Here is a 22,837-nt window from a genome sequence, read left to right as displayed (position 1 = left end):
GGGCCCGCCTTCGCGCGGGCCCCTCTCGCGCGTCCGGACGGGTCCGGTCACGCGTCCCGTCCGGGCGGGCGCATGACCGGGCGAGGGTGCGGGCGCGTCCGGTCGTGCCCCGCGGGGGCGCCTGCGCACATCGGCGGGCGGGAGGGCACGCCGGCCGTCCGGGTGCGTCCGGGCAGTCGGAGCCGGGCGCGTTCAGGTGCCCGGGGTCGTGGGGGTCGCCGTGTCCGCGCCACCGCGTTCCCGGGCCCCTTCACGGGTGCGGCCGGCGGCCACCGGGCGGCGCGGGTTGCGGCGCAGGTACTCGCCCTCCAGCTGCGCCATCCGCTCGTTGTGGGCCCGCAGCGCGTCGTTGGAGCCGTACAGCAGCGTGTCGTGACGCGTGCGGTGGATGGTCTCCAGCTCCTTCATGAGCTGCTGGTCGTCCAGGCGGTTCGGCTCGACTCCGGTCATCGTGGTGCCCCGCTCGTCGTGTGCGTTCATGCGGTACGGGTACCCGCCCGGTCCGCACAAGCACTACCGAACGGCAACCGGGAGGGAGCCATGGAACTCGCTTTCCTGCATCCACTCTACGAACGTCCCGGCCCCTGGGCCTCCGTCTACGTCGACACCTCCCGGCACACGGAGAACACCCCCCACGAGCGGCATCTGACGGCCCGGGCGATGGCCCAGGAGCTGGCCGACCAGGGCGCGGACGAGGCCACCTGCGACGCGGTGCGCCGCGCGCTCGAGGAGCTGCGGCACTCCTCCGAACCGCACGGCCGCGCCCTGTTCGCCCAGGGCGGCGAGGTGGTCCTCGACCCGCCGCTGGCCCGGCCCCCGCAGACCGACTGGGCGCAGTGGGCGCCGCTGCCCAGGGTCGCGCCGCTGCTGGAGCTGGCCGGTGAGGACCCCGTGTGCGTGGTGGCCTACGTCGACCGCAAGGGTGCGGACTTCGAGCTGCGCAGCGCGCTCGGCCGGGACGACGCCGGCGGTGTCACCGGGCGTCAGTGGCCGGTGCACCGGACCAGTTCCGTCGACTGGTCGGAGCGCCACTTCCAGCTGCGGGTGGAGAACACCTGGGAGCACAACGCCGCGGAGATCGCCGACGCGCTCGCCGTGTGCCAGGAGGAGACCGGGGCCGACCTGCTGATCCTCGTCGGTGACAACCGCGAGCAGCGGGCCGTGCACGAGCGGCTCCCGCAGCGGTTGCACGACCTGGTGGTCGAGGCCTCGCGCGGCGCCGGCAGCAGGCTGCTCGACGAGGACGTGGAGCGGGCCAGGGCGGAGCACGTCCGCGCCCGGGCCGCGGCGGAGCTGGAGCGGTTCCTGGCCGCCCGCACCCCCGACGACGAGGGCCGCGCGGGCGCGGTGGAGGGTGTGCCGGCGCTGGTGGAGGCGGCGCGCGAGCACCGGATCGACGAGCTGCTGATCCGGCCGGACGGGCCGGACGCGCACCGCGAGGTGTGGATCGGGGAGGACCCGGACCAGCTGGCGGTGCGGCGCACCGATCTGAAGATCCTCGGTGAGCAGCAGTCGTGGTCGGCCCGCGCGGACGACGCGCTGATCCGTTCGGCGGTCGCTACGGACGCGGCCGCGCTGTCGGTGACGGCGGCGGCGCCCGAGGCGCCGGAGGACGCACCGGTGGGCGGGCTGGGGGCGCTGCTGCGCTGGAAGTGAGCCGCGTCGGCCCGCGGGGAAGCCTCCCGGTGCGGGGCACCGGGGGCTTTCGCCCGTCGGGACCGCCCGGCCGGCCGCGGCGGTCTACCGCGCCCGTTCCACCCGGCGTTCGTCCCACACCGGTTCCGGGGTCTCCCTGACCCTGCCGTCGGCGCCGAAGACCAGGAAGCGGTCGAAGGAGCGGGCGAACCAGCGGTCGTGCGTCACCGCGAGGACCGTGCCCTCGAACGCCTCCAGGCCCTCCTGCAGCGCCTCCGCGGACTCCAGGTCGAGGTTGTCCGTCGGCTCGTCGAGCAGCAGGGCCGTGACGCCCCGGAGTTCCAGCAGCAGGATCTGGAAGCGGGCCTGCTGGCCGCCGGACAGCCGCTCGAAGGTCTGCTCGGCCTGACCGGTCAGCTCGTAGCGGCGCAGCCGGGACATGGCGGCGCCCCGGTCCTGGGCGTGCTCCTTCCACAGGATGTCCAGGAGCGTGCGGCCCTCCAGCTCGGGGTGCGCGTGCGTCTGCGCGAAGTGTCCGGGGACGACGCGCGCGCCGAGGCGCCACTCGCCCGCGTGGGCCACGTCCTCGCCGGCGAGCAGGCGCAGGAAGTGCGACTTGCCGGAGCCGTTGGAGCCGAGCACGGCGACCCGCTCGCCGTAGAACACCTCCAGGTCGAAGGGTCTCATCAGGCCGGTGAGTTCGAGCCGCTCGCAGGTGAGCGCGCGCACCCCGGTGCGGCCGCCCTTCAGCCGCATCGTGATGTTCTGCTCGCGCGGCGGCTCCGGCGGGGGCCCCGCCTCCTCGAACCTGCGCAGCCGGGTCTGGGCGGCCCGGTAGCGGGAGGCCATGTCGTCGCTGTTCGACGCGGCCTGCCGCAGGTCCAGGACCAGCTTCTTCAGCTGGGCGTGCCTCTCGTCCCAGCGTCTGCGCAGTTCCTCGAAGCGGGCGAAGCGTTCGCGGCGGGCGTCGTGGTAGGTGGCGAAGCCGCCGCCGTGCACCCAGGCGTCGGCGCCCGCGGGACCGGGCTCGAGGGAGACGATGCGCCGGGCGGCACGGGCGAGGAGTTCGCGGTCGTGGGAGACGAACAGCACGGTCTTGCGGGTCTGGGCGAGCCGCTCCTCCAGCCAGCGCTTGCCGGGCACGTCGAGGTAGTTGTCGGGCTCGTCGAGGAGGAGGACCTGGTCGGTGCCGCGCAGCAGTGCCTCGAGGACCAGGCGCTTCTGCTCGCCGCCGGAGAGGGTGCGCACCTGGCGCCACTGCGCCTTCTCGTACGGGACGCCCAGCGCGGCCGTGGTGCACATGTCCCACAGCGTCTCCGCCTCGTAGCCGCGGGCCTCGGCCCAGTCGGCGAGGGCCTGCGCGTAGCGGAGCTGGGCGGCCTCGTCGTCGACCGTCATGAGGGCGTGCTCGGCCTCGTCGACGGCGCGGGCCGCCTCCCGGACACGGGGCGTGGCCACGGAGACGAGGAGGTCGCGCACGGTCGTCCCGTCCCGTACGGAGCCGACGAACTGGCGCATGACGCCGAGGCCGCCGGTGACGGTGACGGACCCGCCGTGCGGCTTCAGTTCGCCGGCGAGGAGGCGGAGCAGGGTGGTCTTGCCCGCGCCGTTCGGGCCGACCAGGGCCATGACGGCCCCTTCCCCCACCCGGAAGGACACATCGCCCAGGAGCGTCCTCCCGTCGGGGAGGTGGTACTCCAGGTGTGCGGCTTCCAAGTGACCCATGGCAGCCGATTGTGCGGACCGTCGATGCAGGTCGCAAACGGTTTTCCGGCCCCCTCCCGGCCGCCGCCGCCCTCCTCCCGCACGGTCGTTGACCAACATGTGGAACGCGGGTCTCATCATTCGGCCGCATTGCGTACGGTGAAGGTCATCTCTACGAGGAGAGAAGGGGTGGGTTCACCATGCCGGAAGCGCGGGAGACCGCCGTCTACACGCACGGGCACCACGAGTCGGTGCTGCGGTCGCACACCTGGCGGACCGCCGCCAACTCGGCGGCGTACCTTCTGGGGGCGCTGAAGCCCCGCATGCGGATCCTGGACATCGGGTGCGGGCCCGGCACCATCACCGCCGACCTGGCCGGACTCGTCCCCGACGGGCACGTCACCGGTCTCGACCGGGAGCCGGAGGTCCTGGAGCGGGCCCGGGCGGTGGCCGGCGAGCGGGGGCTGACGAACGTCGACTTCGCGGTGGGCGACGTGCACGCGCTGGACTTCCCGGACGACACGTTCTGCGTGGTCCACGCCCACCAGGTGCTGCAGCACGTGGGCGATCCGGTGCGGGCGCTGCGGGAGATGAGGCGGGTGACGAGACCGGGCGGGTTCGTCGCCGTCCGGGACTCCGACTACGCGGCGATGACCTGGTACCCCCTGTCATCCGGCCTGGACGACTGGCTGGAGCTGTACCGGCGGGTGGCCCGGGCCAACGGCGGCGAGCCGGACGCCGGGCGGCGGCTGAAGTCCTGGGCGCTCGCGGCGGGGCTCACGGACGTCACCGCGTCCTCGGCGACCTGGACCTTCTCGACCCCCGGGGAGCGGGCCTGGTGGAGCGGCCTGTGGGCGGACCGCACCGTGGCGTCGGCCTACGCCGGACGGGCCGTCGAGGGGGGCCACGCCACCCGGGAGGAACTGCGGGCGGTGGCCGGGGCCTGGCGGGAGTGGGGCGCGCGGGACGACGGCTGGTTCAGCGTGCTGCACGGGGAGATCCTCTGCCGCAAGGAATCCTGAACCACGTTTTCCGGGCCGTCGGAAGGCCGGGAGGCCGGCCCCGTGGTTCCCGTTCTGCCCGTTCCGCTCCTGGCCCTGGTCCTTTCCGGTGCCGGATGCGCGGTGGAGGCGCTCCGGTGGTGGGGTGAGGGGAGTTCCCCGGGACTCAGTCCCGGGGAAGCAGCGGTCCGAGCGGCCCGAGGTCCAGATTGAGGTCCTCGGGGCGCAGTCCGTAGCGGTCACGCAGCTCCGCCATCCGGTCCTCGAGCAGCATCAGCGTGAGGCCGACCCGTTCCTCCTGCTCCTCGGTCAGGTCCCCCTCGTCGAACCGGCGCAGCGCCTGGCGCTCCATGAGCTGGCGCAGCAGTTCGACGACCGTGAGCACCAGCTTGACCAGGTCCCGCTCGACCGTGTCCGGCTCCAGGTCGAGCCGCCGGCGCCGACTGCCGTGCGGCTCGACCTGCGACTCGACCCGGGGCTCGGCCTGCGGGGCGACCCGGGGTTCGGCCTGCGGCTCGGCCTGCGACGGGGCCTGCGGGGCGACCTGCGACGCGGCGTGCCGGTCGTCCTGGTGGGCCGTCAACGCAACTCCTCGAAGGGGGAGGGAACCTGCGCGTTCACCGAGCTGATGAGCGCGTTGAGATCGATGCGGACCAGATCGACGTCCGCGATGCGCAGCGTGATGTCACCCGTGATGACGACCCCGCCGGCCAGGAGCCGGTCGAGCAGGTCCACCAGGGCTATCTCACGGCGTTCGACGACGGTCACGGCTCCTCCCCCGAGGGTGCCGTTTCCTCCCCGGCGAAGGAATAGGCGGCCCAGGGGCCGGTGAGTTCGACGCGTATTCCGGGGACTCCGTCCTTGGTCCGGTCCACTTTTTCCACGAATTCCTCGGATTCGGCACGCGGCACGAGATAGGCCGCATTGAGCACGTTCCGCCCGGAGGCGCCGGAGAGCGCGGGATTCTGCGGCGCGTGCAGCCGGGAGTCCTCGGCGCACTCGGAGAGCGTCTCGTGCAGCCGGGTCGCGAAACTCTCGGCCTTCTGCCACATCTCCTCGTGCGATTTCGTCCGCGTGCTCCGCTGCCGCAGGTAGTCCCGGCCGGACGCCGGCTTCCGCTTCGGCTCGGCGGTCTCCGACTCCGGTTCCGGCTCGAGGTAGACCTTGACGCCCCACTCCACCCGCCCCGCCAGCCGGTCCAGGGTCCGCAGGAAGCTCTCCTCGCGCGCCTCCATCATCGTCCGTACGCCGCTGTCGTCCCGGAACACGGTGCCGAGCCGCAGCGGCAGCGGGGTGGTGACGGTGGTGAGCGCGTCGATCACGCCCTGGTGGGCACGGGCGACCGCGGTCAGCCAGTCGAGGTCCTCCAGATGCGCGCGGAGCGGTTCCTCGGCGAAGTCCGCCTCCGGCACGTGGCTGACCACGGCCACCAGGCCGTGGTGGGGCAGCAGCCGGGGCGGATCGCCGCCCACCCCCGTCAGCTGCGCCTGGAGCGGCGTGCCGAAGGGACGGCAGACGGCGTAGACGTACCGCAGTCCGGTCACGGTGCCTCCTCCTGCACGCGGCGGGTCTCCAGTTCCTCCAGCCGGGCCAGCCGCTCACGCAGTTCGGCGTTCTCCTTGGCCAGTTCGTCCCGACGGGCGCGCGAGGACAGCGCGGGGTCGGACTCCCACCAGTCGATCCCCATCTCCTTCGCCTTGTCGACGGAGGCGACGATGAGCCGCAGCTTGATCGTGAGCAGTTCGATGTCGAGCAGGTTGATGCGGATGTCGCCCGCGATGACGACGCCCTTGTCGAGCACCCGTTCCAGGATGTCGGCGAGGTTGGCGCCGCCGCCCTGGCCGTAGGGCTCGGGCAACCGGCTGGGCGTCGTCATCGGCGGCTCCCGCTCTCCGGGGACTCGTCGTCGTACGCGTCGTCGGCCTCGTCACCCTCGTCGTACGCGTCGGCCTCCTCGCCCTCGTCGTACGCGTCCTCGTCCTCGTCCTCGGCCTCCGCGCCGGGCTCGGACTCGTCCTCGTACTCCTCCTCGTCCTCCTCCGCGCCCTCGTCCTCGTAGGAGTCCTCGGCCGGCTCCTCGCCGGTGCCCTCCTCCGCTTCCTCGGATTCCTCGGATTCCTCGGCTTCTTCGGGCTCTTCGGCTTCCTCGGACGCCTCGGGCTCCGTGTCCTCCTCGCTCGCCTCCTCGGGCTCCGTGCCCTCGTCCTCCTCCTCGGCGAGGGCGTCCTCGTGGCTGCGGACCACCTCGCCGTCGCGGATCTCGCCGCGCCAGCTGTCCTCGGCCTCGCCCTTCAGGGTGATGAAGCGGGCGAAGTTCTTCAGGTCGAGCCGGGCCCGGCGGCCCTGGGCGCGCCAGATGTTGCCGGTCTTCTCGAAGAAACCCGTGGGGTAGTACTCGATGACCAGCAGGACCCGGGTCAGGTTGTCGGCGAGACGGTGGAAGGAGACGACGCCCTTGGTCGTGCCCTTGGCGCCCTCGGAGGACCAGGCGATCCGGTCGTCGGGGACCTGCTCGGTGGTCTTCGCCTTCCAGCTGCGGTTGGACCAGAAGACCTTCAGCTGCCAGTCCGAGGTGGTGTCGTCGGACTTGCCGGCGCTCTTGACGCCCTTGGCGAAGGTGCTGAAGTCCTGGTACTGGGTCCACTGGTCGTAGGCCGTGCGCAGCGGGACCCCGACGTCGATGTGCTCGATGATGACGGTGGGCTTCTTGCCCGCGGAGCGCTTGCGCTTGGCCTTGCCCCCGCCCACCCCCTTCAGCGCGCCCACCACGCTGTCCTTGGCACGGGAGGCGCCGAGCTCGACGGCGGTGCGCAGGGGGCTCTTGCCCTCGGCGAGCTTCCGGCCGCCCTCGAGGGCGAGCTTGGCGAAGCCCGGGCTGTTGCCCTCGGCGATGTCGTTGAGCTTGTTCGTGGTCTCGCCGAGCTTGCGGCCGACGCCGGTCAGCAGGCGGGTGGCCTGGGCCGCGAGGTAGTCCTGCAGCTCGGCCTTGAGCCGGTCGGCGGCCTCGCTGTGGGCCACGTCGGCGAGCGGACTCCCCTTCCCGCGCGCGCCGTCACGCGCGGCGGAGGTGGCCGATCCGAGTGTCTCGGTCATCCCTCACCGCCTCCCTTCCGAGTGCGGGAGCGGGCGCCCCGGGACGCGGCGGCGGTCTTCCCGGCGGCCGTCTTCCCGGCGGCCGTCTTCCTGGCCGCGGCCTTCTTCGCCGGGGCGGCCTTCTTCCCGGGCACCTTCCCCGCGGCCTTCTTGGCGGCCTCCGCCGGGGCCTTCCCGGCCGGGGCCTTCTTCGCCGGCGGTTCCTCGTCGTCCCGCGGTTCGCGCTCCTCCTCCTCGGCGTCCTCGTCGGCGCGCTCCGGCCGGGCCGCACCCGTCAGCCGGTCGCGCACGTCGGCGGTGCGGCCGTGCAGACGGTCGGCGAAGGCGTCGAGCTGCCGCTCGACCAGGGCGCCGGAGGCCGCCTTGCCGACGCCGCGCAGGTCACCGCGCAGCTGGTCGCCGAGCTCCTTGAACTGCGGGTTGTCCCGCAGCTGCTGGGAGACCAGGTCGGCGACCATCCGCGGGCTGAGGTTGAGCTTCTTCCCGGCCACCAGGCCGCCGACGGCGAGCGCCGCCTTCAGCTTCTTGGTGCGACCGAGAAGGTATCCGGCCCCGATCGCGAGGCCCAGTCCCGTTCGATTCACTGTCGTGCCGTCCCATCCCCTGTACCCGCGCCCGTGCGCGTTGCCGTCTCCAGCCGGTCGAGGAGTTCGTCCTCCTGCCGGTCGAACTCCTCCTCGGTGATCTCTCCGGCCTCCAGTTGCTCCTCGAGCCGTGCCAGTTCGGCACGGATGGTGGCGGGGTCGTAGTAGATGCGCTCCGCCTCCTGGATCACCTGCCTGATGGCCCAGGCGCTGCCGCGCGCCGGGGCGAACGGCAGCAGCAGCACCTCCGAGATCAGGCCCATGTCGTCACCCCGCTCCGGTGTCCGCCCCACCGGCCGTGGCGCCCGCCGGCTCGGCCGGACCGGGCTCGACGAAGCTGTACGGGGGCAGCGGACCGTTCAGGCGCACCTCCAGGTGGGGCATGTCCTTGCGGACCTGCTCCACGGCCGCCAGGAAGTCCTCCGCCGCGTCGCGCTTGACCAGGTAGGACACATTGGCGAGCCAGCCCGTGGACTCGGGTCCCACGCTCACGGCATCGGCGGCCGGTGCCAGCGCGCGCTCCAGCGCGGCGCCGTCCTCGGCCTCCCTGTCCTTGACCGCGGCGGCCACCATCTCACCGAGCCGGATCTTGTCGTCGTAGCTGCCGCCGCCCGACTGCCGGTTGGCCTCCGCGAGGGCCCGGATCTCCGGGTTGCCGGCCATGACGTGGTGCAGGACGGCCTCCTCGACGTGGTTGGCCTTGACGTTGTACTCGACCCGGCCGTCCAGCGCCCGCAGCCGCTCCTGGTAGTGCTCGGCGCGCTCGGCGAGGACGCCGGTGACGGTCTCGTCGTCCGGGGCGACGCTGCCGAAGCGCATGGGCAGCACACAGCCGGCCGCACCGGCCTCGCTGAGCACGTTCTGGTGGGCGAGCAGTTCCCTGCGCTTGGGCCGCAGATCCTCGGGGGCGTCGCTGACGACGGCCGCCAGCTCTCCCTCCCGCAGGATGCGCACCGGGCGCGGCGGGTCGCCGACACCTCCCATCCCCTCGGGGAGCGACGGGTGGGAAACCGCCGTGATGCCGTAGACGTACGTGCTCACTCCTCCTCCTTCCGGCGGACGGACGTGCTCTTGCGAGCACGCGGACGGGACTCGGTCTCGCGCTCGGAACCGCCCTCACGCGCCTGCCTGAACGCGTCGGAGATGGTTTCGGCGGCACCCGAGAGGGCTCCCTTGGACTTGCCGCGGGCGCCGGACTCGGTCACCTCGCCGACGATCTCGGGCAGACCCGGGCTCTTGCGGGGCCCGGCCTCGAGGTCGAGGCGGTTGCACGCCTCGGCGAAGCGCAGATAGGTGTCGACGCTGGCGACGACGACCCGGACATCGATCTTGAGGATCTCGATGCCGACCAGGGACACGCGCACGAATGCGTCGATGACGAGCCCCCTGTCCAGAACAAGCTCAAGGACGTCGTAGAGGCCGCTGCTGCCGCCTCCGCCTCCGGTCTGCTGTGCCGGTACGACTGTCATGCCGGCGATTCCTCCTTGTCTGTGGGTGTGGGTCCGGCCGGGCGGCCTAGCGGCCGCCGGGCCTGCGCGCGTCGGCCCGCCCCCGCTCATAGCGGCGGACACGCCGGTAACCGGTGAGCTCGCCGTCGAGATCCAGCTCCACCTGGTAACTCGCCATCAGGCTCATCGTGTCCGGGACGCGCTCGAGTTCGAGCACCTCGACCTCCAGCGCCCAGCCCTCCTCCGTCTGCTCGAAGGACGACACGGACTCGGCCTCCATGCCGGTGAGCTCCGCGAGCTGTGCGCGCGCCTGGCGCAGCACCTGCATCGGGCCCGGTCGTTTGGTGCTCGTGGTCTTCTCCTCGGCCTCCTCGGCCTTCGGATTTCGGCGGGACTCGGGAGATTCCTGGGTTTTCTGTGAACCGTGTGACTCTTCAGAGTTTTTTGTGTTCGACATGGCCACCTCCCCCTCCGTGTGGCCGCAAGTCTGTTCGTCAAACCTCCACAGGCTCACCCGATCGGCGGACTCCGCTCATCGCCCGGCCGGTTGCGGTGCCGCCCGGTCGCGCAGCGCCCGCAGCCGGCGGCGCGCGGGCCCCAGGGAGCGGCCCCGGTGCGGCGGTCCGGCCCACGGGTCGGTGCGCGCCTGCTCGACGGCGTCGGCGACGGTCCAGCGGCGGGCGTGCAGGTCCGGGTCGTCCAGCTGGTCCCAGGAGACGGGGACGGCGACGGGGGCGCCGGGCAGGGCGCGGACGGTGTAGGGGACGACCGCGGTCTGCGCGTAGGCGTTGCGCTGCACGTCGAGGTAGAGCCGGTCGCCGCGGTCCTTCTTGCGGGCGGCGGTGGTGAGCCGGTCGGGGTGGGCGGCGGCGAGGGTGTCGGCGACCTCGCGGGCGAAGGCGCGCACGTCGTCGAAGTCGTGGTCGCCGTTCAGCGGCACGATCACGTGCAGGCCGCGGGAGCCGGTGGTCATCAGCGCCGAGGGCAGGTTCAGCTCGTCGAGCAGCTCCCCCAGCAGCCGCGCCGCCTCCCGCACCGCCGCGAAGTCGTCACCCGGGGGGTCGAGGTCGAACACCAGCCGGTCGGGCCGGCCGACGTCGTCGGCGCGGGACAGCCAGCGGTGCAGGGTGATGCTCGCCTGGTCGACGAGGTACAGGAGGGTGGCGGTGTCGTCGCACACCGCGTGCCGGACGGTGCCGCCCTCCTTGGCGACCTCGACGCGGGTGATCCACTCCGGATAGCTGTCCGGCGTGTTCTTCTGCATGAAGGTGGGACCGTCGATGCCGTCCGGGCGCCGGTCCAGCATCAGCGGGCGGCCCCTCAGGTGCGGCAGCATGAACGGGGCGACGGCCCGGTGGTAGTCGACCAGGTCGCCCTTGGTGTACTCCCCGGCGTCCCCGCCGCCGGGGAAGAGCACCTTGTCCGGCCGGTGGATCTCCACCGTGCGACGGCCGGCCCGGACCGTCCGCGCACCGTCGCCGGTCACGGCACGATCGCCTCCTCCACCAGCAGCCGGCCGGCCGCCGCGATCGACTCGGCGTCGATGCCGGCGGCGTGCAGCTGCTCGTCCGGGGAGGCCGAACCCGGCATGTTCCGCACGGCGAGCCGCACCAGCCGCGGTACGGGGCGCCCGTCGGCGAAGGCGTCGAGGACCGCGTCGCCGAGGCCGCCCTCGGGGTGGTGGTCCTCCACGGTCACCAGGCACCCGGTCTCCTCGGCGGCCGTGCGCAGGGTCTCCCGGTCGACGGGCTTGACCGAGTACAGGTCGATGACCCGTGCGGCGATGCCCTGCTCCGCCAGGGCGTCCGCGGCGGCCAGCGCCTCGGGCACGGTGACGCCCGCCGCGACGAGGGTGAGCCGGTCGCGGTCGGAGGAGCGCAGCACCTTGCTGCCGCCGACGGGGAACTCCTCGTCGGGCCCGTAGATCACCGCGCTCTCGCCGCGCGAGGTGCGCAGGTAGCGGATGCCGTCGAGGTCGGCCATCCGGGCGACCAGCCGCGCGGTCTGGTTGGCGTCGCACGGGTACAGCACGGTCGAGCCGTGCACCGCCCGCATCATCGCCAGGTCCTCCAGGCCCATCTGGCTGGGCCCGTCCTGGCCGATCGCGACACCCGCGTGCGAGCCGACGAGGCTGAGGCGGGAGCCGCTGATCGACGCCATGCGGATGAAGTCGTGGGCGCGGGTCAGGAAGGCCGCGAAGGTGGAGGCGTAGGGCACCCAGCCGCGCGCGGCCATGCCGACCGCCGCGGCGACCATCTGCTGCTCGGCGATGTAGCACTCGAAGTAGCGCTCCGGGTGCTCCTTGGCGAAGAACTCCGCGCGCGTGGAGTCGCCGACCTCCCCGTCGAGGGCGACGACGTCGCCGCGCGCGGTGCCGAGGGCGGCGAGCGCCTCGCCGAAGGCGTTCCGGGTGGCCACCTCCTCGCCCTTGTCCCAGCGGGGGAGTTCGAGGGAGGCGGTGCTCCCGGCGGACGGCGCCCCCGCCGCGGGCGTGCCGGAGCCGGACGGGACCCGCACCCGGATCCGCAGGTCCCGCGGCCCGCCGAGTTCGGCGATCGCGTCCTCGGCCTCCGGCAGCGGCTTGCCGTGCAGGCCCTCGCGGTCCTGGACGGCCTCGACGCCCTTGCCCTTGAGCGTGCGGGCGAGGATCGCGGTGGGCTGGCCCCTGGTGGACAGGGCCTCCCCGTAGGCGCGGTCGACGGCGTCCACGTCGTGGCCGTCCACCTCCACGGTGTGCCAGCCGAAGGCCTGGAAGCGGCGGGCGTAGGCGTCGAGGTCGTGGCCGTGCCGGGTGGGGCCGCGCTGGCCGAGCCGGTTGACGTCCACGATCGCCGTGAGGTTGTCCAGGTGCTCGTACGCGGCCTGCTCGGCCGCCTCCCAGACCGACCCCTCGGCCAGCTCGCTGTCGCCGCACAGCACCCACACCCGGTAGTCGGCGCGCTCCAGCCGCATCCCGGCCAGCGCGATGCCGACGCCGACCGGGAGCCCCTGGCCGAGCGAACCGGTGGCCGTCTCGATCCACGGCAGCCGCCGGGGCGTGGGGTGCCCCTCGAGGCGGCTGCCGTGCTCACGGAAGGTGAGCAGCTCCTCGTCGTCGATGGCGCCGACCGCCTTGTAGACCGCGTACATCAGGGGCGAGGCGTGCCCCTTGGAGAGGACGAAGCGGTCGTTGCCCGGGTGGTCGGGCCGGTCGAAGTCGTAGCGGAAGTGGCGGGCGAACAGCACGGCCGTCAGGTCCGCCGCCGACATCGAGGACGTGGGGTGCCCGGAGCCCGCGGCGGCCGCGGCGCGGACGCTGTCCACGCGCAGCTGCTGTGCGAGCTCGACGAGTTCACCGGTGTTCATGAGTCTCCTTCGACAGGGTCGGCAGGGGTGTCGGTGCGCTTGACGGGGCCCGGAGCGGCGCCGGAGCCCGGGGGCGGCTGATCGGCGGGCGGCGCGGGAACGGGCTGGTTCCGCGCGGGCCGGTCCTTCGCCGGTTCACCGCCGGGCCGGCTCCCCGCGGGCTCGCCGCCGGGCCGGTCCCGGTTCTTCGCGGGCCCGGCGCCGGACGCCTCCGCGCCCCCCTGTTCCCGCCCCGGTCCGCCCGGTACCCGCGCCAGTTCCGGGGACGCCGTGTCCAGGGGCACCGACCACGACCGTACGAGCCCCAACTGCACCGCCTGGCGCGGCAGTACGGCGTCCAGGAGCCAGTCGGCGGCGACCCGCACCCGGTTGCCCGGCATCGCCGCGAGGTGGTAGCCGCGGGTGACCGCCCCCGCGGCCGGCCCGGTCAGGTGCACGCCGAGCGGGTTGGCGGCGGCCTTGACGCCGCCCAGGTCCACCACGAACCCCATGTCCTTGTGGCGGTAGGCGCGCCGCTCGCCGTCGCCGAACGACGCGGCGACGTTGTGCGCGCAGACCTTGCCCTGCCGCCAGGCGTGCTGCGCCGTCATCGGGGTGTACGCCCCGGGCTTCTCCAGGTCGGGCACCGCGGCCGCGTCGCCGCAGGCGAACACCTCCGGCCGGCCCGGCACCCGCAGGTGCGGGTCGACGAGCAGCCGGCCGCGTTCCATGGGCAGTCCCAGGGACTCGACGAGCGGGTCGGGCCGCACGCCGACGCACCACACCAGCGTGCGGGTCTCGACGAACTCGCCGTCGGTCAGCAGCACTCCGTCGTGCGTGGCCTCCTTCACGGAGGTGCCCATGCGCACGTCCACGCCCCGTTCGCGCAGCACCTTGTCGGCGGTGCGCGAGAGCCGTTCGTCCAGTTCGGGCAGGACCCGGTCGGCGACGTCCAGCAGCAGCCAGCGCGGCCGCATGCCCGTGCGCATGGGGTGCCTGCTCACCTGCGCGTCGGTGAACAGCTGCCCGTGCGCGGCGACTTCGGTGCCGGTGTAGCCGGCGCCGACCACCACGAAGGTGCAGCGGGCGGCACAGCTCTTCGGGTCGTCGGAGGAGGCCGCGAGCTCCACCTGCCGGGTCACGTGGTCGCGCAGGTACAGCGCCTCGGGCAGGCCGCGGAAGCCGTGCGCGTGCTCGGCGACGCCGGGGATGGGCAGCAGCTTGTTGACGCTGCCGGCCGCGAGCACCAGCCGGTCGTAGGCGAGGGTGCCGCCCCCGCCCTCGGGGCTCGTGTAGTGCACGGTCCGCCCGTCGAGGTCGATGCGGTCGGCCTCTCCCAGCACCAGCCGCACGTGCGGCAGCGTGCCGGACAGGGAGATCGTGACGCGGCGCGGCTCCAGGATGCCGGCGGCGACCTGGGGCAGCAGGGGCAGGTACAGGAAGTAGTCGGTCGGGTTCAGCAGGACGATCTCGGCCCGGCCCCGGGCCAGCCGGGACAGGGCCCGGGCCGTGCGGTACCCGGCGAAGCCGGCACCGACGATCACTATGCGGGGTCGACTCACGGTTCGCCTCCGGCGCTGTCGCGTACCTCGGGAGACTTCCGCGTCCCCCCGGCCGGGGGCGCCAAACGTCCGCCGGTTGCCGCCCGGCCCCCCGGGTACCCGGGTCCGGACCCGGACCTCCCACGTCCCGGAGGCGCCCCCCATGCCCGAGTACGGCTGCTTCCTCCCGTGCGAGCAGTACGGCCCCGCCGAGCTGGTCGAGCAGGCGCGGACGGCCGAGCAGGCCGGGTTCCGGAGTCCGTGGATCTCGGACCACTCCCACCCGTGGAGCGACGGACAGGGGCAGAGTCCCTTCGTGCGGTCGGTGATCGGCGCGCTGTCCGAGGCGGTGTCCCTGCCGGTGGAGACGGCGGTGACCTGCCCGACCGCGCACGTACGGCTGGAGGTGCTGGAGGAGGCCATCCAGGTGATGCGCCGGCTGTTCACGGGCGAGGAGGCCGACCACCACGGCACGCACTGCACGGTGGAGAACGCCCGGCTCCGCACCCTGCCGGACGAGCCCGTGCCGATCGGCATCCCCGGTTCCGGCCCGGCGGCGACCAAGCTCGCGGCCCGGGTCGGCGACGGCTACGTCACGACGATGCCGGACGCCTCGGTGGCGGAGCAGTACCTCCCCCACGGCCCGAGGGGCGTGGGGGCACCCCCCACGGGCGGGGGCGGCGGCAATCCGGTGAGCGGCGGCACCGAGGTCTGCCACGGCACCGACCGGGAGGAGTGCGTGCGCACCGTGCACCGCCAGGAGGAAGGGCCGACGACGAGGCGGAGGAGCGGCTGACGATGGAACTGCACCGACCCGGCGTCTCCGTGTACACGGTGCCGACCGACGCCCCGGAGGCGGACTCCACGCTGGCCTGGGAGGCCACGACGGTGGTGATCGCCGAGGTGTCGGCGGGCGGCGCGACCGGCACCGGCTGGACGTACGGCCCGCCCGCGGTCGGCGACTTCCTCGAGGGGCACCTCGCCCCGCTGGTGGAGGGCCGGAGCGCGCTGGACATCCCGGCCGCGCACGACGCGATGTGCCGCTCGGTCCGCGACATCGGACGCCCGGGCATCGCGTCCTGCGCGATCTCGGCGCTGGACATCGCCCTGTGGGACCTCAAGGCGCGCCTGCTGGAGCTTCCCCTGGTGCGGCTGCTGGGGGCGCGCAGGGAGCGGGTGCCGGTGTACGGCAGCGGCGGGTTCACGACGTACCACGACACGCACATGGCCGCGCAGCTCAACGGCTGGGTGCACGGGCAGCACATCCCGCGCGTGAAGATCAAGGTCGGTGAGGGCTGGGGCCGGGAGGTGGTGCGCGATCTGCACCGGGTGCGGACCGCCCGGCACGTCATCGGCGAACACGCCGAGCTCTACGTCGACGCCGACGGGGCCTACACCCGCAAGCAGGCGGTGCGGGTCGGCCGCGTCCTGGCCGAGCACGGGGTGGGCTGGTTCGAGGAGCCGGTGTCCTCGGACGACCTGACCGGGCTGCGGCTGGTCCGCGACGCGGTGGTGAGCGATGTGACCGCCGGGGAGTACGGGTTCGACCTGCCGTACTTCGCGCGCATGATCACGGCCGGGGCGGTGGACTGCCTCCTGGTGGACGCGACGCGCTGCGGCGGTGTGACCGGGTTCCTGCGCGCGGCGGCCCTGGCCGAGGCCCACGGTCTGGAGGTCTCCGCGCACTGCGCCCCGCACGCCCACGCGGCGGTCGCGGCGGCCGTCCCGAACCTGCGGCACATCGAGTGGTTCCACGACCACGTCCGCGTCGAGGACATGCTCTTCGACGGCGCACTGGACCCCGCGGGCGGCACGGTCACGCCCGCCCGGGGCCTCGGTCACGGTCTGACGCTGCGCGCGCAGGACGTGACGGAGTACCGGGTGGGCTAGGCCCCGTCCGGTGCACCGGACGGGCGGGGCGGGTCAGCCGGCGGGCGGCCGACGACGGGCGCGGCGGCCGCTCCGCCCCGGTCACGGGGCGTCACGCCCGCGGCGCTCCGGGGCCCTCACCGCCGTCACCGGCGCCGGCGTCCGGCCGTCGCGGCGGTGCGGCGCCCGTGGCGGGCGGGAAGGACGGCATCGGCGGAACCGGGGCCGCGGTGGCACCGGGGGCCGCGTGCCGCTGTCCGGGGACGGCGGCCGGCCCCGGGGCGGGCCGGGGGGCCGAGGGCCGGGCGGCGCCGCGCAGGGCGTGGGCGAGGGCGCCCAGGAGGACTGCCGTGATCAGCGCGGCGGCCCAGTCCGGCAGGACCAGGGCGAGCGCGAGCCCCACGGCCAGGGCGACGGCCGCGCCCGCGTACAGGGCCACGGCGCCGGACGCGGCGTACAGCGCGGCCTTGCGCCGCTGCTTGCGGGTCTGTTCGCGCAGTTCGTCGCGGACGGTCTCGCGCGCCACCTGGGCCAACTCGTCGACCAGGTGCTTGTCCAGATGCTCCAAGTGCTCCAAGCGCTGCATGGCCGCCGGGTACCCGGGGGCCGGGACGCGTAACGCCGCCGGGGGCGGGGTGTGGAGACCGTCCGGGAGCGGTCCCCGGCCCGGTCCGCCCCAACTAGGCTCGTGTCCATGGAGATTCTGGGTGCCACACTGCGCGTCTGCGTCGACGACATCGAGACCGCCATCCCCTTCTACGAGCGTCTGGCGGGCGGCCGGGCCCTGCGGTTCGAGCGGGGCGGCGTCCAGGTGGCCGCGGTGGGCTGCTTCCTGCTGATGAGCGGCCCCGCGGCCGAACTGGAGGTGCTGCGCCGGGTCGCGGCGACCATCGCGGTGCAGGACGTGGAGGAGACCCGCCGGGTGCTCGCGGAGATGGGCGCCGACATCATCGCGGGCCCGGTCCCCACGCCGGTGGGCCGCAACCTCATCGCGCGCCACCCCGACGGGGCGGTCTACGAGTACGCGGACCGCCGCGCCTGACGGCCGCTCAGGGCGCGGGCCGCATGCGGAAGTCGTAGCGCCGCGGCAGCGGTTCGCCGGTGAGCCCGTTCCACAGCCGCCCGACGGCCTCGTCCCCCTCCCGCAGGTCGGCGACCTCGAAGCCCGCGTCGAACACGGCGCGGGCCTCCTCGCGCCGTCCCTCGGCGAGCAGCAGCCCCGCCTCGACCAGCCGGAACCGTCCGCGCGCCCGGGTCCCGGGGTCCAGCCGCGTCCACACGGACCGCGCGTCCGCCGTGCGTCCCGCGGCGAGCAGCGCCTCGATCGCCTCCCGCCCGAGCGCGGCGGTGGCGGCGGTCCAGGAGCCGTCCTCGTCGCCGGCCTCGCGGCGCTCCCGGCACAGCTCGTCGAAGGCCCGCGCGTAGCGCTCCGCGGCCCGCTCGGGGTGGCGGGCCTCCTGGTCGGCGACCGCGAGGCAGCGCAGCACCGGCCACGCCGACGGGGCGTGCCGCAGCCCCCGCTCCCAGCTGCGCACCGCCTGCGCGAGGTCACCGGCGTGCCACTGGGCGACGCCGAGGTGGTACTCGGTGAGCGCGGCGAGACGGGAGTCCCCCCGCCCGGAGGGCGGGGTCGCGGGCGCCGTCTCGAGCATGTCCCGCCAGTGCGGGGCGACCAGCGTCCCGCCCGGCGGCCGGCCGTCCGCCGGTTCGGGGAGGGATCCGGCGCGCAGCAGGTGCAGCCAGGGCTCCTGCTCCTCGCCCAGGGTGGCCTCGTCGAAGGGCGTGCCGGGCAGTTTCCAGCCGGCCCGCAGCACCTCCAGCGCGCCCCAGCCGGAACCGGTGGCGAGCCTCTCGCCTGGTTCGGTGTCGGCGTACGGCCGCCAGGCGGCGTGCGCGGCGTCGACGCCGGCGCGGGGCAGGACCGCCTCGAGCCGGTCCTCCGCCTCGCGCAGCACGCCGGTCCACTCCCCGTCCGGCCGTGCGTCGAGGGGGCCGTACGCCTCCAGCCAGGACACCTCGCTCCCGGCCTCGAGGCGGACGTGTTCCAGCTGGGTGCGGGCGAGCCCGGCCTGGATCTCGCAGTAGCCGCCGGTGCCGGGCTCGGTGAGCCACTCCTGCCAGCGCCGCCCTCCGGGTCCCCTCCCCCACACGAACAGCTTCCGGCCGCGCAGCGCGTCGGTCGAGGTCTGCACGAGACCGTGGCCGTCGGCGTCCAGGGCGGCGATCCACCGCCTGCGCCGCTCGGGCAGCTCGTAGAAGTAGTCGGCCGCGTAGGTGCTGTGGGGTGGGTAGGTGCGGTCGACGCCGTCGTGCACCGGGACGGGCACCCGGCGCAGCCGGCGCCCGTAGCCGAAGTGCCAGGCCTCCTCGGCGGGGGCGAGGACGCGGCGGTCCTCGGGGACGGCGGTGTTGGACCACCAGTACGTCGGCACCGGCTTCTCGTGCGGATTGCGGATCCGGACCCCGGCGTACAGGAAGTCCGAGCCCTCCGGGAGCCACAGGTCGACCTGGAAGGGCAGGTCGCGCAGCCGCTCCCACTCCCACAGGCGGAGCATCTCCCCGCCGTCGGGGGCGGGGACGCGGGCGGCGTGCACGGGTGAGCAGGACAGGGTGGTGTGGCCGGTGGCGCCGATGTTCCACTCGATGCCGCCGGAGAACCAGGCGCCGTTGAGGGCGAAGTTGGCGGGCTGGAACACCGGGTTGCGGTAGAGGAGTTCACGGCCGGTGGGCTTGTGGACGAGGGAGCCGACGCGGCCGCCGAGGGCGGGCAGCACGGTGGCGCGCAGCCGGTCGTTCTCGATCACGAGGGCGTCGACCGGGCGCGGCTCGCGCCGGCGGTCGTAGCCGTCGCGGACGCGGACGGGCAGCAGGCTGCGCAGGGGTGCGCAGCCGATCTGCCGGGCCATGTCGCGCGGCAGGTCCTGCCTGTCGCGGTCCTCGATGCGGTGCACCTCGTCGAGGGGCCGCAGCGGGGGCAGCGGGTTGTCGGGGCCCAGGTGTGCGGCGGGCAGCGTCAGTACCTCACGTCGGATCGTCGTCACGATCTCCATGGAAGCCGCCGCGGGCCCGCCTGAACAGGGGCGCCACGGGCCGGGTTTGCGCAGGGGCGGACACCGCGGTGCCGGCGGGGGCCCGGGGGGCGGTCAGCCGGAGGCCGTCATCTCGCTGGTGATCGCCCAGCGTTCGTGGTCGCGCCAGGCCCCGTCGATGAAGAGCATGTCCGGCGAGAAGCCCTCCAGGCGGAAGCCGCAGGCACGGGCCAGGGCGATGGACGCCGCGTTGCCGGGCTGCACGTTGATCTCCAGCCGGTGCAGCCGCATCGGACCGAAGGCGTGGCGCACGACGAGGTCCAGCCCCTCGCGCATCAGACCGCGCCCCGCCGCGTGCGCGAAGGCCCCGTAGCCCAGCGCCCCGCACCGGAAGCCGCCCCCGACGATGTTGTTGATGTTGATGAACCCGGCGAGGGCGCCGTCCGCCGCCTTCTCGCAGACCAGGAACCCCGCCTTGGTGGGATCCTCGATCAGCCGCCCCGCGTACGCGGCGTACGTCTCGGCGCTGTCCGGCGGGAAGAGCCAGGGGTGGTGCAGGGCCTTGCTCTCCCGCACGCGGGCGGTGAACTCGGCGCCGTCCGCCTGGGTGAAGTGGCGTATGCCCACGCGGGGACCTTCGGCGAGGTAACGGGAAGCGGTGTGCGACACCCTGCCACCCTACGACGGACCCCCGGGGCCCCGCGCGGGCCGCTCAGACCAGCGCCGGCTCGTCCAGCGTCAGGGTCCCCGCGTCCGCGTCGAGTTCCGCCGCGACGCCGAAGGGCACGGTGAGCGCGTCGTCGCAGTGCCCGAACCCGAACTGCTCGGCCACCGGTACGCCGAGACCGCCGAGCCGGTCGGCTAGCAGCGCCCGCACCCCGTCGTACGGCTCGCACCGCGCCCAGGAGCCGAGCAGCAGCCCCGCGACCCCGTCCAGCCAGCCGGCCCGCAGCAGCTGGGTGAGGCAGCGGTCCAGCCGGTACGTCTCCTCCCCCACGTCCTCCAGGCACAGCAGCCCGCCGCGCGCGGAGCCCCTGGCGTGCGGGGTCCCGAGGTCGGCGGCGAGCAGGGAGAGGCAGCCCCCGAGCGTGACGCCGCGCGCCCGCCCGGGGACGAGCGCGGTCCCGTCGGAGCGGACGGTGCGGACGGTCTCGGGGGCGAGGAGGGTGGCCCTGAGGTGGTCCTGCGCCCGCGCGTTCTTGGTGAAGTCGACGCCCGCGGCCATCGGGCCGTGCAGCGTGACCAGGCCGAGCCGGACCGCGAACGCCTCGTGCAGCGCGGTGATGTCGCTGAAGCCGACGAACACCTTCGGCCCGGCCGCCCGCATCGCGCTCCAGTCGAGCAGGTCCACCATGCGCTGCACGCCGTAGCCGCCGCGGGCGCAGATCACCGCGTCGACGGCCGGGTCGCACCAGGCGGACTGCAGGTCGGCGGCCCGGTCGGCGTCGGCGCCCGCCAGGTAGCCGAACGCGCCGTGCCGGTCCAGGACATGGGGCGCCACCACCGGGTCGAGGCCCCAGCCGCGCAGCACGTCGAGCCCGGCCCGGAGCCGCTCCTCGGGCACCGGGCCGCTGGGCGCGACGACGGCCACCCGGGCGCCGGGGGCCAGCCGGGCCGGCCGTCGCAGCGGTTCCACCCGGCTCACCCCGCGAGCTCCAGGGTCGGGATGCCGGCCACCTTCAGCCCGAACACCTGGGCGTACAGGGAGAGTTCCGCCTCGAGGGCGCGCACCATGGTCTCCGCGCGGCGGAATCCGTGCCCCTCCCCCTCGAAGGTGAGGTAGGCGTGCGGTACCCGCCGGCCCGCCAGCCGGGCCAGGAACCGCTCGCACTGCACGGGCGGGCAGATCACGTCGTCCAGGCCCTGGAGCAGCACGAACGGCACGGTGAGCCGGTCGGCGTGGGCGCCGGGCGAGCGCTCCTCGTACCGCGCGGGGACCTCCGCGCGCGGGCCGATCAGGCTCTCCAGGTACTGGGACTCGAAGTCGTGGGTCTCCCCGGTGCCCCAGCCGGTGAGGTCGAGCACCGGGTAGATGACGGTGCCGCAGGCGTAGACGTCGGTCGTGGCGAGGGAGGCGGCCGTGGTCCAGCCGCCGGCGCTGCCGCCCCGGATGGCGAGCCGCTCGCGGTCGGCGGTGCCCTCGTCGGCGAGGGCCAGCGCGACGGCGGCGCAGTCCTCGACGTCGACCACGCCCCACTGCTCGCGCAGCCGGTTGCGGTACGCGCGCCCGTACCCGGTCGAGCCGCCGTAGTTGACCTCGACCACGCCGATGCCGCGCGAGGTGAAGTAGGCGATCTCCAGGTCGAGCACGAGCGGCACCCGGCTGGTGGGACCGCCGTGCGCCCAGACCACGTACGGAGGCCGTTCGTCCGCGGGACCGGCGCATCCGGGGTGGTGCGGCGGGTACACGTGGGCGTGGATCTCGCGGCCGTCCGGCCCGGTGAACGTGCGGCTGTGCGGCTCGGGGTAGTACGCGGGGTCCACGGCGTCCTCGTGCGCGGAGCCGATCACCCGGGCCCGGCCCGTCCTGGTGTCCAGCTCCACCACCTCGTGGGCGCTGCGCGGGCCGGCCCCGACGGCGACGACCCGCTCGCCGTGCGCCGCGAGGGTGGGCGCGAACTCGGTCCAGGGTCCGGCGGCGTCGACGACCTCGCCGGTCTCGGGGTCGAGCACGCCGAGGGCGGCGGCGCCCCGGCCGTGCACGACGGCGATCAGGCCGCCGTCCAGCGGGGCGAACCAGCGCGATCCCAGCTTCCACAGCGGCCCGCCGAACTCCTCCTCGCGCGGGCAGACCGCCTCCCCGTCCCGGTAGAGGTTCCACCAGCCGGTGCGGTCGCTCGCGTACAGCAGCCGGCCGTCGTGGGTCCAGTCGGCCTGGGCGACGGACTCCTCCGGTCCGCCGGCGACCGTCCGGGCGCCCCGGAGGGTGCCGTCGGGGGCGACGTCGGCGACGAGCAGTTCGGTGCCGTCCCACGGCATGCGCGGGTGGTCCCAGGCGATCCAGGCGGCGCGCCGTCCGTCCGGCGACGGGCGCGGCCCGGTGACGAACCGGTGCCGGCCGTCGCTCAGTTCGCGCACGGCGCCACGGTCCTCGGCGGCGGAGCCGTCCAGCGGCACGGCGGCCAGGACGCGGCGCACGTCACTGGGGCCGTCCCCGGTGAACTCCTCCAGCACGCACCACACCTCGCCGCGCTCCGGCAGCAGCACCGGCTCGGCCCAGCGCAGCCCCTGCCCGACCGGGGAGACCGGGGTGAGCGGGCGCGGCTCGCCGCCCGGCTCGTACCGGTACAGGCGCTGGTCGGCGAAGTTCGCGAACACCACGAGCGGGCCGTCGTCCCGCACGGTCCCGGCCCAGGGGCGGCCGCCGTACTCGATGACCCGGCTGCGCACGTTCCACGGCGCGGGCAGCACCGTCTCCTCGGTGCCGTCGGCGTGCCGGCGCACCAGTGTGCGCCGGCCGCCCTCGGCGGGCCGGGGCTCGGTCCACCACACCTCGTCCCCGACGAAGCCCGCGTACTCCGGGGCGCCGTCGTGCGCCGCGGCCGTGGCCGCGTCGATGGGCGAGGGCCACTCGCCGTACGCCAGGATCCGCACCGTCTCCCCCACCGC

Annotated in this window: 24 protein-coding genes and 1 pseudogene; 5 read left to right on the top strand and 20 right to left on the bottom strand. The window is 74.5% G+C overall.

The genetic code is table 11. The annotated features are described in order from the left end of the window. Window positions 1–192 precede the first annotated feature (192 nt). Window positions 193–480, bottom strand: coding sequence for a DUF6158 family protein (locus GL259_RS31665; protein ID WP_159536697.1), 288 nt, complete (start codon window positions 478–480; stop codon window positions 193–195). Window positions 481–540: 60 nt separating this feature from the next. On the opposite strand from GL259_RS31665, the gene GL259_RS31660 reads away from it, so the two are divergent. Further along, window positions 541–1,656, top strand: a complete 1,116-nt coding sequence (locus GL259_RS31660; RefSeq protein WP_159536696.1) for a Vms1/Ankzf1 family peptidyl-tRNA hydrolase — start codon at window positions 541–543, stop codon at window positions 1,654–1,656. A gap of 84 nt (window positions 1,657–1,740) precedes the next feature. On the opposite strand, the gene GL259_RS31655 is transcribed toward GL259_RS31660, so the two are convergent. Further along, window positions 1,741–3,360 (bottom strand): ATP-binding cassette domain-containing protein, encoded by a 1,620-nt coding sequence (locus GL259_RS31655; RefSeq protein ID WP_159536695.1) that lies wholly within the window; start codon window positions 3,358–3,360, stop codon window positions 1,741–1,743. Window positions 3,361–3,539: 179 nt separating this feature from the next. Between GL259_RS31655 and GL259_RS31650 the strand changes: the two genes are divergently transcribed. Beyond that, window positions 3,540–4,361 (top strand): class I SAM-dependent methyltransferase, encoded by an 822-nt coding sequence (locus GL259_RS31650; RefSeq protein WP_159536694.1) that lies wholly within the window; start codon window positions 3,540–3,542, stop codon window positions 4,359–4,361. 145 nt (window positions 4,362–4,506) lie between these two features. Here GL259_RS31650 and GL259_RS39565 read toward each other — a convergent pair whose 3' ends face one another. The 13 genes from GL259_RS39565 to GL259_RS31585 form a co-directional block, all read right to left on the bottom strand. Continuing rightward, window positions 4,507–4,764, bottom strand: coding sequence for a gas vesicle protein K (locus GL259_RS39565; protein WP_159539147.1), 258 nt, complete (start codon window positions 4,762–4,764; stop codon window positions 4,507–4,509). 155 nt (window positions 4,765–4,919) lie between these two features. Then, complete coding sequence (locus GL259_RS31640) at window positions 4,920–5,108, bottom strand: gas vesicle protein (RefSeq protein WP_159536693.1); 189 nt, start codon at window positions 5,106–5,108, stop codon at window positions 4,920–4,922. Next, complete coding sequence (locus GL259_RS31635; protein ID WP_159536692.1) at window positions 5,105–5,884, bottom strand: GvpL/GvpF family gas vesicle protein; 780 nt, start codon at window positions 5,882–5,884, stop codon at window positions 5,105–5,107. Before GL259_RS31635 ends, GL259_RS31640 begins: the two co-directional genes overlap by 4 nt. After that, window positions 5,881–6,216: a gas vesicle protein gene (locus GL259_RS31630; protein WP_159536691.1), complete on the bottom strand. Its 336-nt coding sequence runs from the start codon at window positions 6,214–6,216 to the stop codon at window positions 5,881–5,883. The genes GL259_RS31635 and GL259_RS31630 overlap by 4 nt, the downstream gene beginning before the upstream one ends. Beyond that, a complete protein-coding gene (locus GL259_RS31625; RefSeq protein WP_159536690.1) occupies window positions 6,213–7,433 on the bottom strand; it encodes an SRPBCC family protein in 1,221 nt (406 codons plus the stop codon). The genes GL259_RS31630 and GL259_RS31625 overlap by 4 nt, the downstream gene beginning before the upstream one ends. Then, a complete protein-coding gene (locus tag GL259_RS31620; RefSeq protein WP_159536689.1) occupies window positions 7,430–8,017 on the bottom strand; it encodes a DNA primase in 588 nt (195 codons plus the stop codon). Before GL259_RS31620 ends, GL259_RS31625 begins: the two co-directional genes overlap by 4 nt. Further along, window positions 8,014–8,280, bottom strand: coding sequence for a gas vesicle protein GvpG (locus tag GL259_RS31615; protein WP_159536688.1), 267 nt, complete (start codon window positions 8,278–8,280; stop codon window positions 8,014–8,016). Before GL259_RS31615 ends, GL259_RS31620 begins: the two co-directional genes overlap by 4 nt. A 4-nt stretch (window positions 8,281–8,284) precedes the next feature. Then, window positions 8,285–9,058, bottom strand: a complete 774-nt coding sequence (locus GL259_RS31610; protein ID WP_159536687.1) for a GvpL/GvpF family gas vesicle protein — start codon at window positions 9,056–9,058, stop codon at window positions 8,285–8,287. Further along, window positions 9,055–9,486: a gas vesicle structural protein GvpA gene (locus GL259_RS31605; RefSeq protein WP_159536686.1), complete on the bottom strand. Its 432-nt coding sequence runs from the start codon at window positions 9,484–9,486 to the stop codon at window positions 9,055–9,057. Before GL259_RS31605 ends, GL259_RS31610 begins: the two co-directional genes overlap by 4 nt. 46 nt (window positions 9,487–9,532) lie before the next feature. Further along, the gene (locus tag GL259_RS31600; protein WP_159539146.1) at window positions 9,533–9,922 is read right to left on the bottom strand and encodes a gas vesicle protein; all 390 of its coding nucleotides are present in this window, start codon (window positions 9,920–9,922) and stop codon (window positions 9,533–9,535) included. Window positions 9,923–9,997: 75 nt separating this feature from the next. Continuing rightward, window positions 9,998–10,951, bottom strand: coding sequence for a non-homologous end-joining DNA ligase (gene ligD / locus GL259_RS31595; protein ID WP_159536685.1), 954 nt, complete (start codon window positions 10,949–10,951; stop codon window positions 9,998–10,000). Then, on the bottom strand, window positions 10,948–12,810 hold the full coding sequence (locus GL259_RS31590; protein ID WP_159536684.1) for a transketolase: 1,863 nt from the start codon (window positions 12,808–12,810) through the stop codon (window positions 10,948–10,950). Before GL259_RS31590 ends, ligD begins: the two co-directional genes overlap by 4 nt. Further along, on the bottom strand, window positions 12,807–14,351 hold the full coding sequence (locus GL259_RS31585) for an NAD(P)/FAD-dependent oxidoreductase (RefSeq protein WP_159536683.1): 1,545 nt from the start codon (window positions 14,349–14,351) through the stop codon (window positions 12,807–12,809). Before GL259_RS31585 ends, GL259_RS31590 begins: the two co-directional genes overlap by 4 nt. A 142-nt stretch (window positions 14,352–14,493) precedes the next feature. On the opposite strand from GL259_RS31585, the pseudogene GL259_RS31580 reads away from it, so the two are divergent. Beyond that, window positions 14,494–15,087: pseudogene (locus GL259_RS31580) on the top strand (LLM class flavin-dependent oxidoreductase); the annotation flags it as partial. Between the two features lie 41 nt (window positions 15,088–15,128). Beyond that, window positions 15,129–16,220, top strand: coding sequence for an enolase C-terminal domain-like protein (locus tag GL259_RS31575; RefSeq protein WP_159536682.1), 1,092 nt, complete (start codon window positions 15,129–15,131; stop codon window positions 16,218–16,220). A 91-nt stretch (window positions 16,221–16,311) separates the two neighbouring features. Here the strand turns inward: GL259_RS31575 and GL259_RS31570 are convergent, their stop codons facing one another. After that, entirely contained in the window at window positions 16,312–16,785 is a 474-nt protein-coding gene (locus tag GL259_RS31570; RefSeq protein WP_159536681.1) for a phage holin family protein, read from the bottom strand. Between the two features lie 108 nt (window positions 16,786–16,893). Between GL259_RS31570 and GL259_RS31565 the strand changes: the two genes are divergently transcribed. Continuing rightward, window positions 16,894–17,241 (top strand): VOC family protein, encoded by a 348-nt coding sequence (locus GL259_RS31565; protein WP_159536680.1) that lies wholly within the window; start codon window positions 16,894–16,896, stop codon window positions 17,239–17,241. A 7-nt stretch (window positions 17,242–17,248) separates the two neighbouring features. On the opposite strand, the gene GL259_RS31560 is transcribed toward GL259_RS31565, so the two are convergent. The 4 genes from GL259_RS31560 to GL259_RS31545 form a co-directional block, all read right to left on the bottom strand. Continuing rightward, a complete protein-coding gene (locus tag GL259_RS31560; protein ID WP_159536679.1) occupies window positions 17,249–19,249 on the bottom strand; it encodes a DUF5107 domain-containing protein in 2,001 nt (666 codons plus the stop codon). 93 nt (window positions 19,250–19,342) lie between these two features. Next, complete coding sequence (locus tag GL259_RS31555) at window positions 19,343–19,897, bottom strand: GNAT family protein (protein ID WP_159536678.1); 555 nt, start codon at window positions 19,895–19,897, stop codon at window positions 19,343–19,345. Between the two features lie 43 nt (window positions 19,898–19,940). Beyond that, complete coding sequence (locus GL259_RS31550) at window positions 19,941–20,873, bottom strand: LD-carboxypeptidase (protein ID WP_166461581.1); 933 nt, start codon at window positions 20,871–20,873, stop codon at window positions 19,941–19,943. Next, window positions 20,870–22,834 carry a prolyl oligopeptidase family serine peptidase gene (locus GL259_RS31545; protein WP_159536676.1) on the bottom strand — a complete coding sequence of 655 codons (1,965 nt, stop codon included), beginning with the start codon at window positions 22,832–22,834 and terminating at the stop codon, window positions 20,870–20,872. The genes GL259_RS31550 and GL259_RS31545 overlap by 4 nt, the downstream gene beginning before the upstream one ends. Window positions 22,835–22,837: the final 3 nt, after the last annotated feature.

Origin of the sequence: Streptomyces sp. Tu 3180 (genome assembly GCF_009852415.1) — a bacterium.
Classification (GTDB): Bacteria; Actinomycetota; Actinomycetes; order Streptomycetales; family Streptomycetaceae; genus Streptomyces.
Note: the sequence above shows the minus strand (reverse complement) of the source record. Positions and strands in the feature narration are given on the sequence as shown.

Excerpts from the sequence above, each read along its gene's own strand:
- GL259_RS31655 (WP_159536695.1), bottom strand. The coding sequence starts at position 3,360 with ATGGGTCACTTGGAAGCCGCACACCTGGAGTACCACCTCCCCGACGGG.
- GL259_RS31605 (WP_159536686.1), bottom strand. The coding sequence starts at position 9,486 with ATGACAGTCGTACCGGCACAGCAGACCGGAGGCGGAGGCGGCAGCAGC.
- GL259_RS31560 (WP_159536679.1), bottom strand. The coding sequence starts at position 19,249 with ATGGAGATCGTGACGACGATCCGACGTGAGGTACTGACGCTGCCCGCC.
- GL259_RS31630 (WP_159536691.1), bottom strand. The coding sequence starts at position 6,216 with ATGACGACGCCCAGCCGGTTGCCCGAGCCCTACGGCCAGGGCGGCGGC.
- GL259_RS31565 (WP_159536680.1), top strand. The coding sequence starts at position 16,894 with ATGGAGATTCTGGGTGCCACACTGCGCGTCTGCGTCGACGACATCGAG.
- GL259_RS31650 (WP_159536694.1), top strand. The coding sequence starts at position 3,540 with ATGCCGGAAGCGCGGGAGACCGCCGTCTACACGCACGGGCACCACGAG.
- GL259_RS31600 (WP_159539146.1), bottom strand. The coding sequence starts at position 9,922 with ATGTCGAACACAAAAAACTCTGAAGAGTCACACGGTTCACAGAAAACC.
- GL259_RS31575 (WP_159536682.1), top strand. The coding sequence starts at position 15,129 with ATGGAACTGCACCGACCCGGCGTCTCCGTGTACACGGTGCCGACCGAC.
- GL259_RS31570 (WP_159536681.1), bottom strand. The coding sequence starts at position 16,785 with ATGCAGCGCTTGGAGCACTTGGAGCATCTGGACAAGCACCTGGTCGAC.
- GL259_RS31660 (WP_159536696.1), top strand. The coding sequence starts at position 541 with ATGGAACTCGCTTTCCTGCATCCACTCTACGAACGTCCCGGCCCCTGG.
- GL259_RS31665 (WP_159536697.1), bottom strand. The coding sequence starts at position 480 with ATGAACGCACACGACGAGCGGGGCACCACGATGACCGGAGTCGAGCCG.
- GL259_RS31615 (WP_159536688.1), bottom strand. The coding sequence starts at position 8,280 with ATGGGCCTGATCTCGGAGGTGCTGCTGCTGCCGTTCGCCCCGGCGCGC.
- GL259_RS31625 (WP_159536690.1), bottom strand. The coding sequence starts at position 7,433 with ATGACCGAGACACTCGGATCGGCCACCTCCGCCGCGCGTGACGGCGCG.
- GL259_RS31590 (WP_159536684.1), bottom strand. The coding sequence starts at position 12,810 with ATGAACACCGGTGAACTCGTCGAGCTCGCACAGCAGCTGCGCGTGGAC.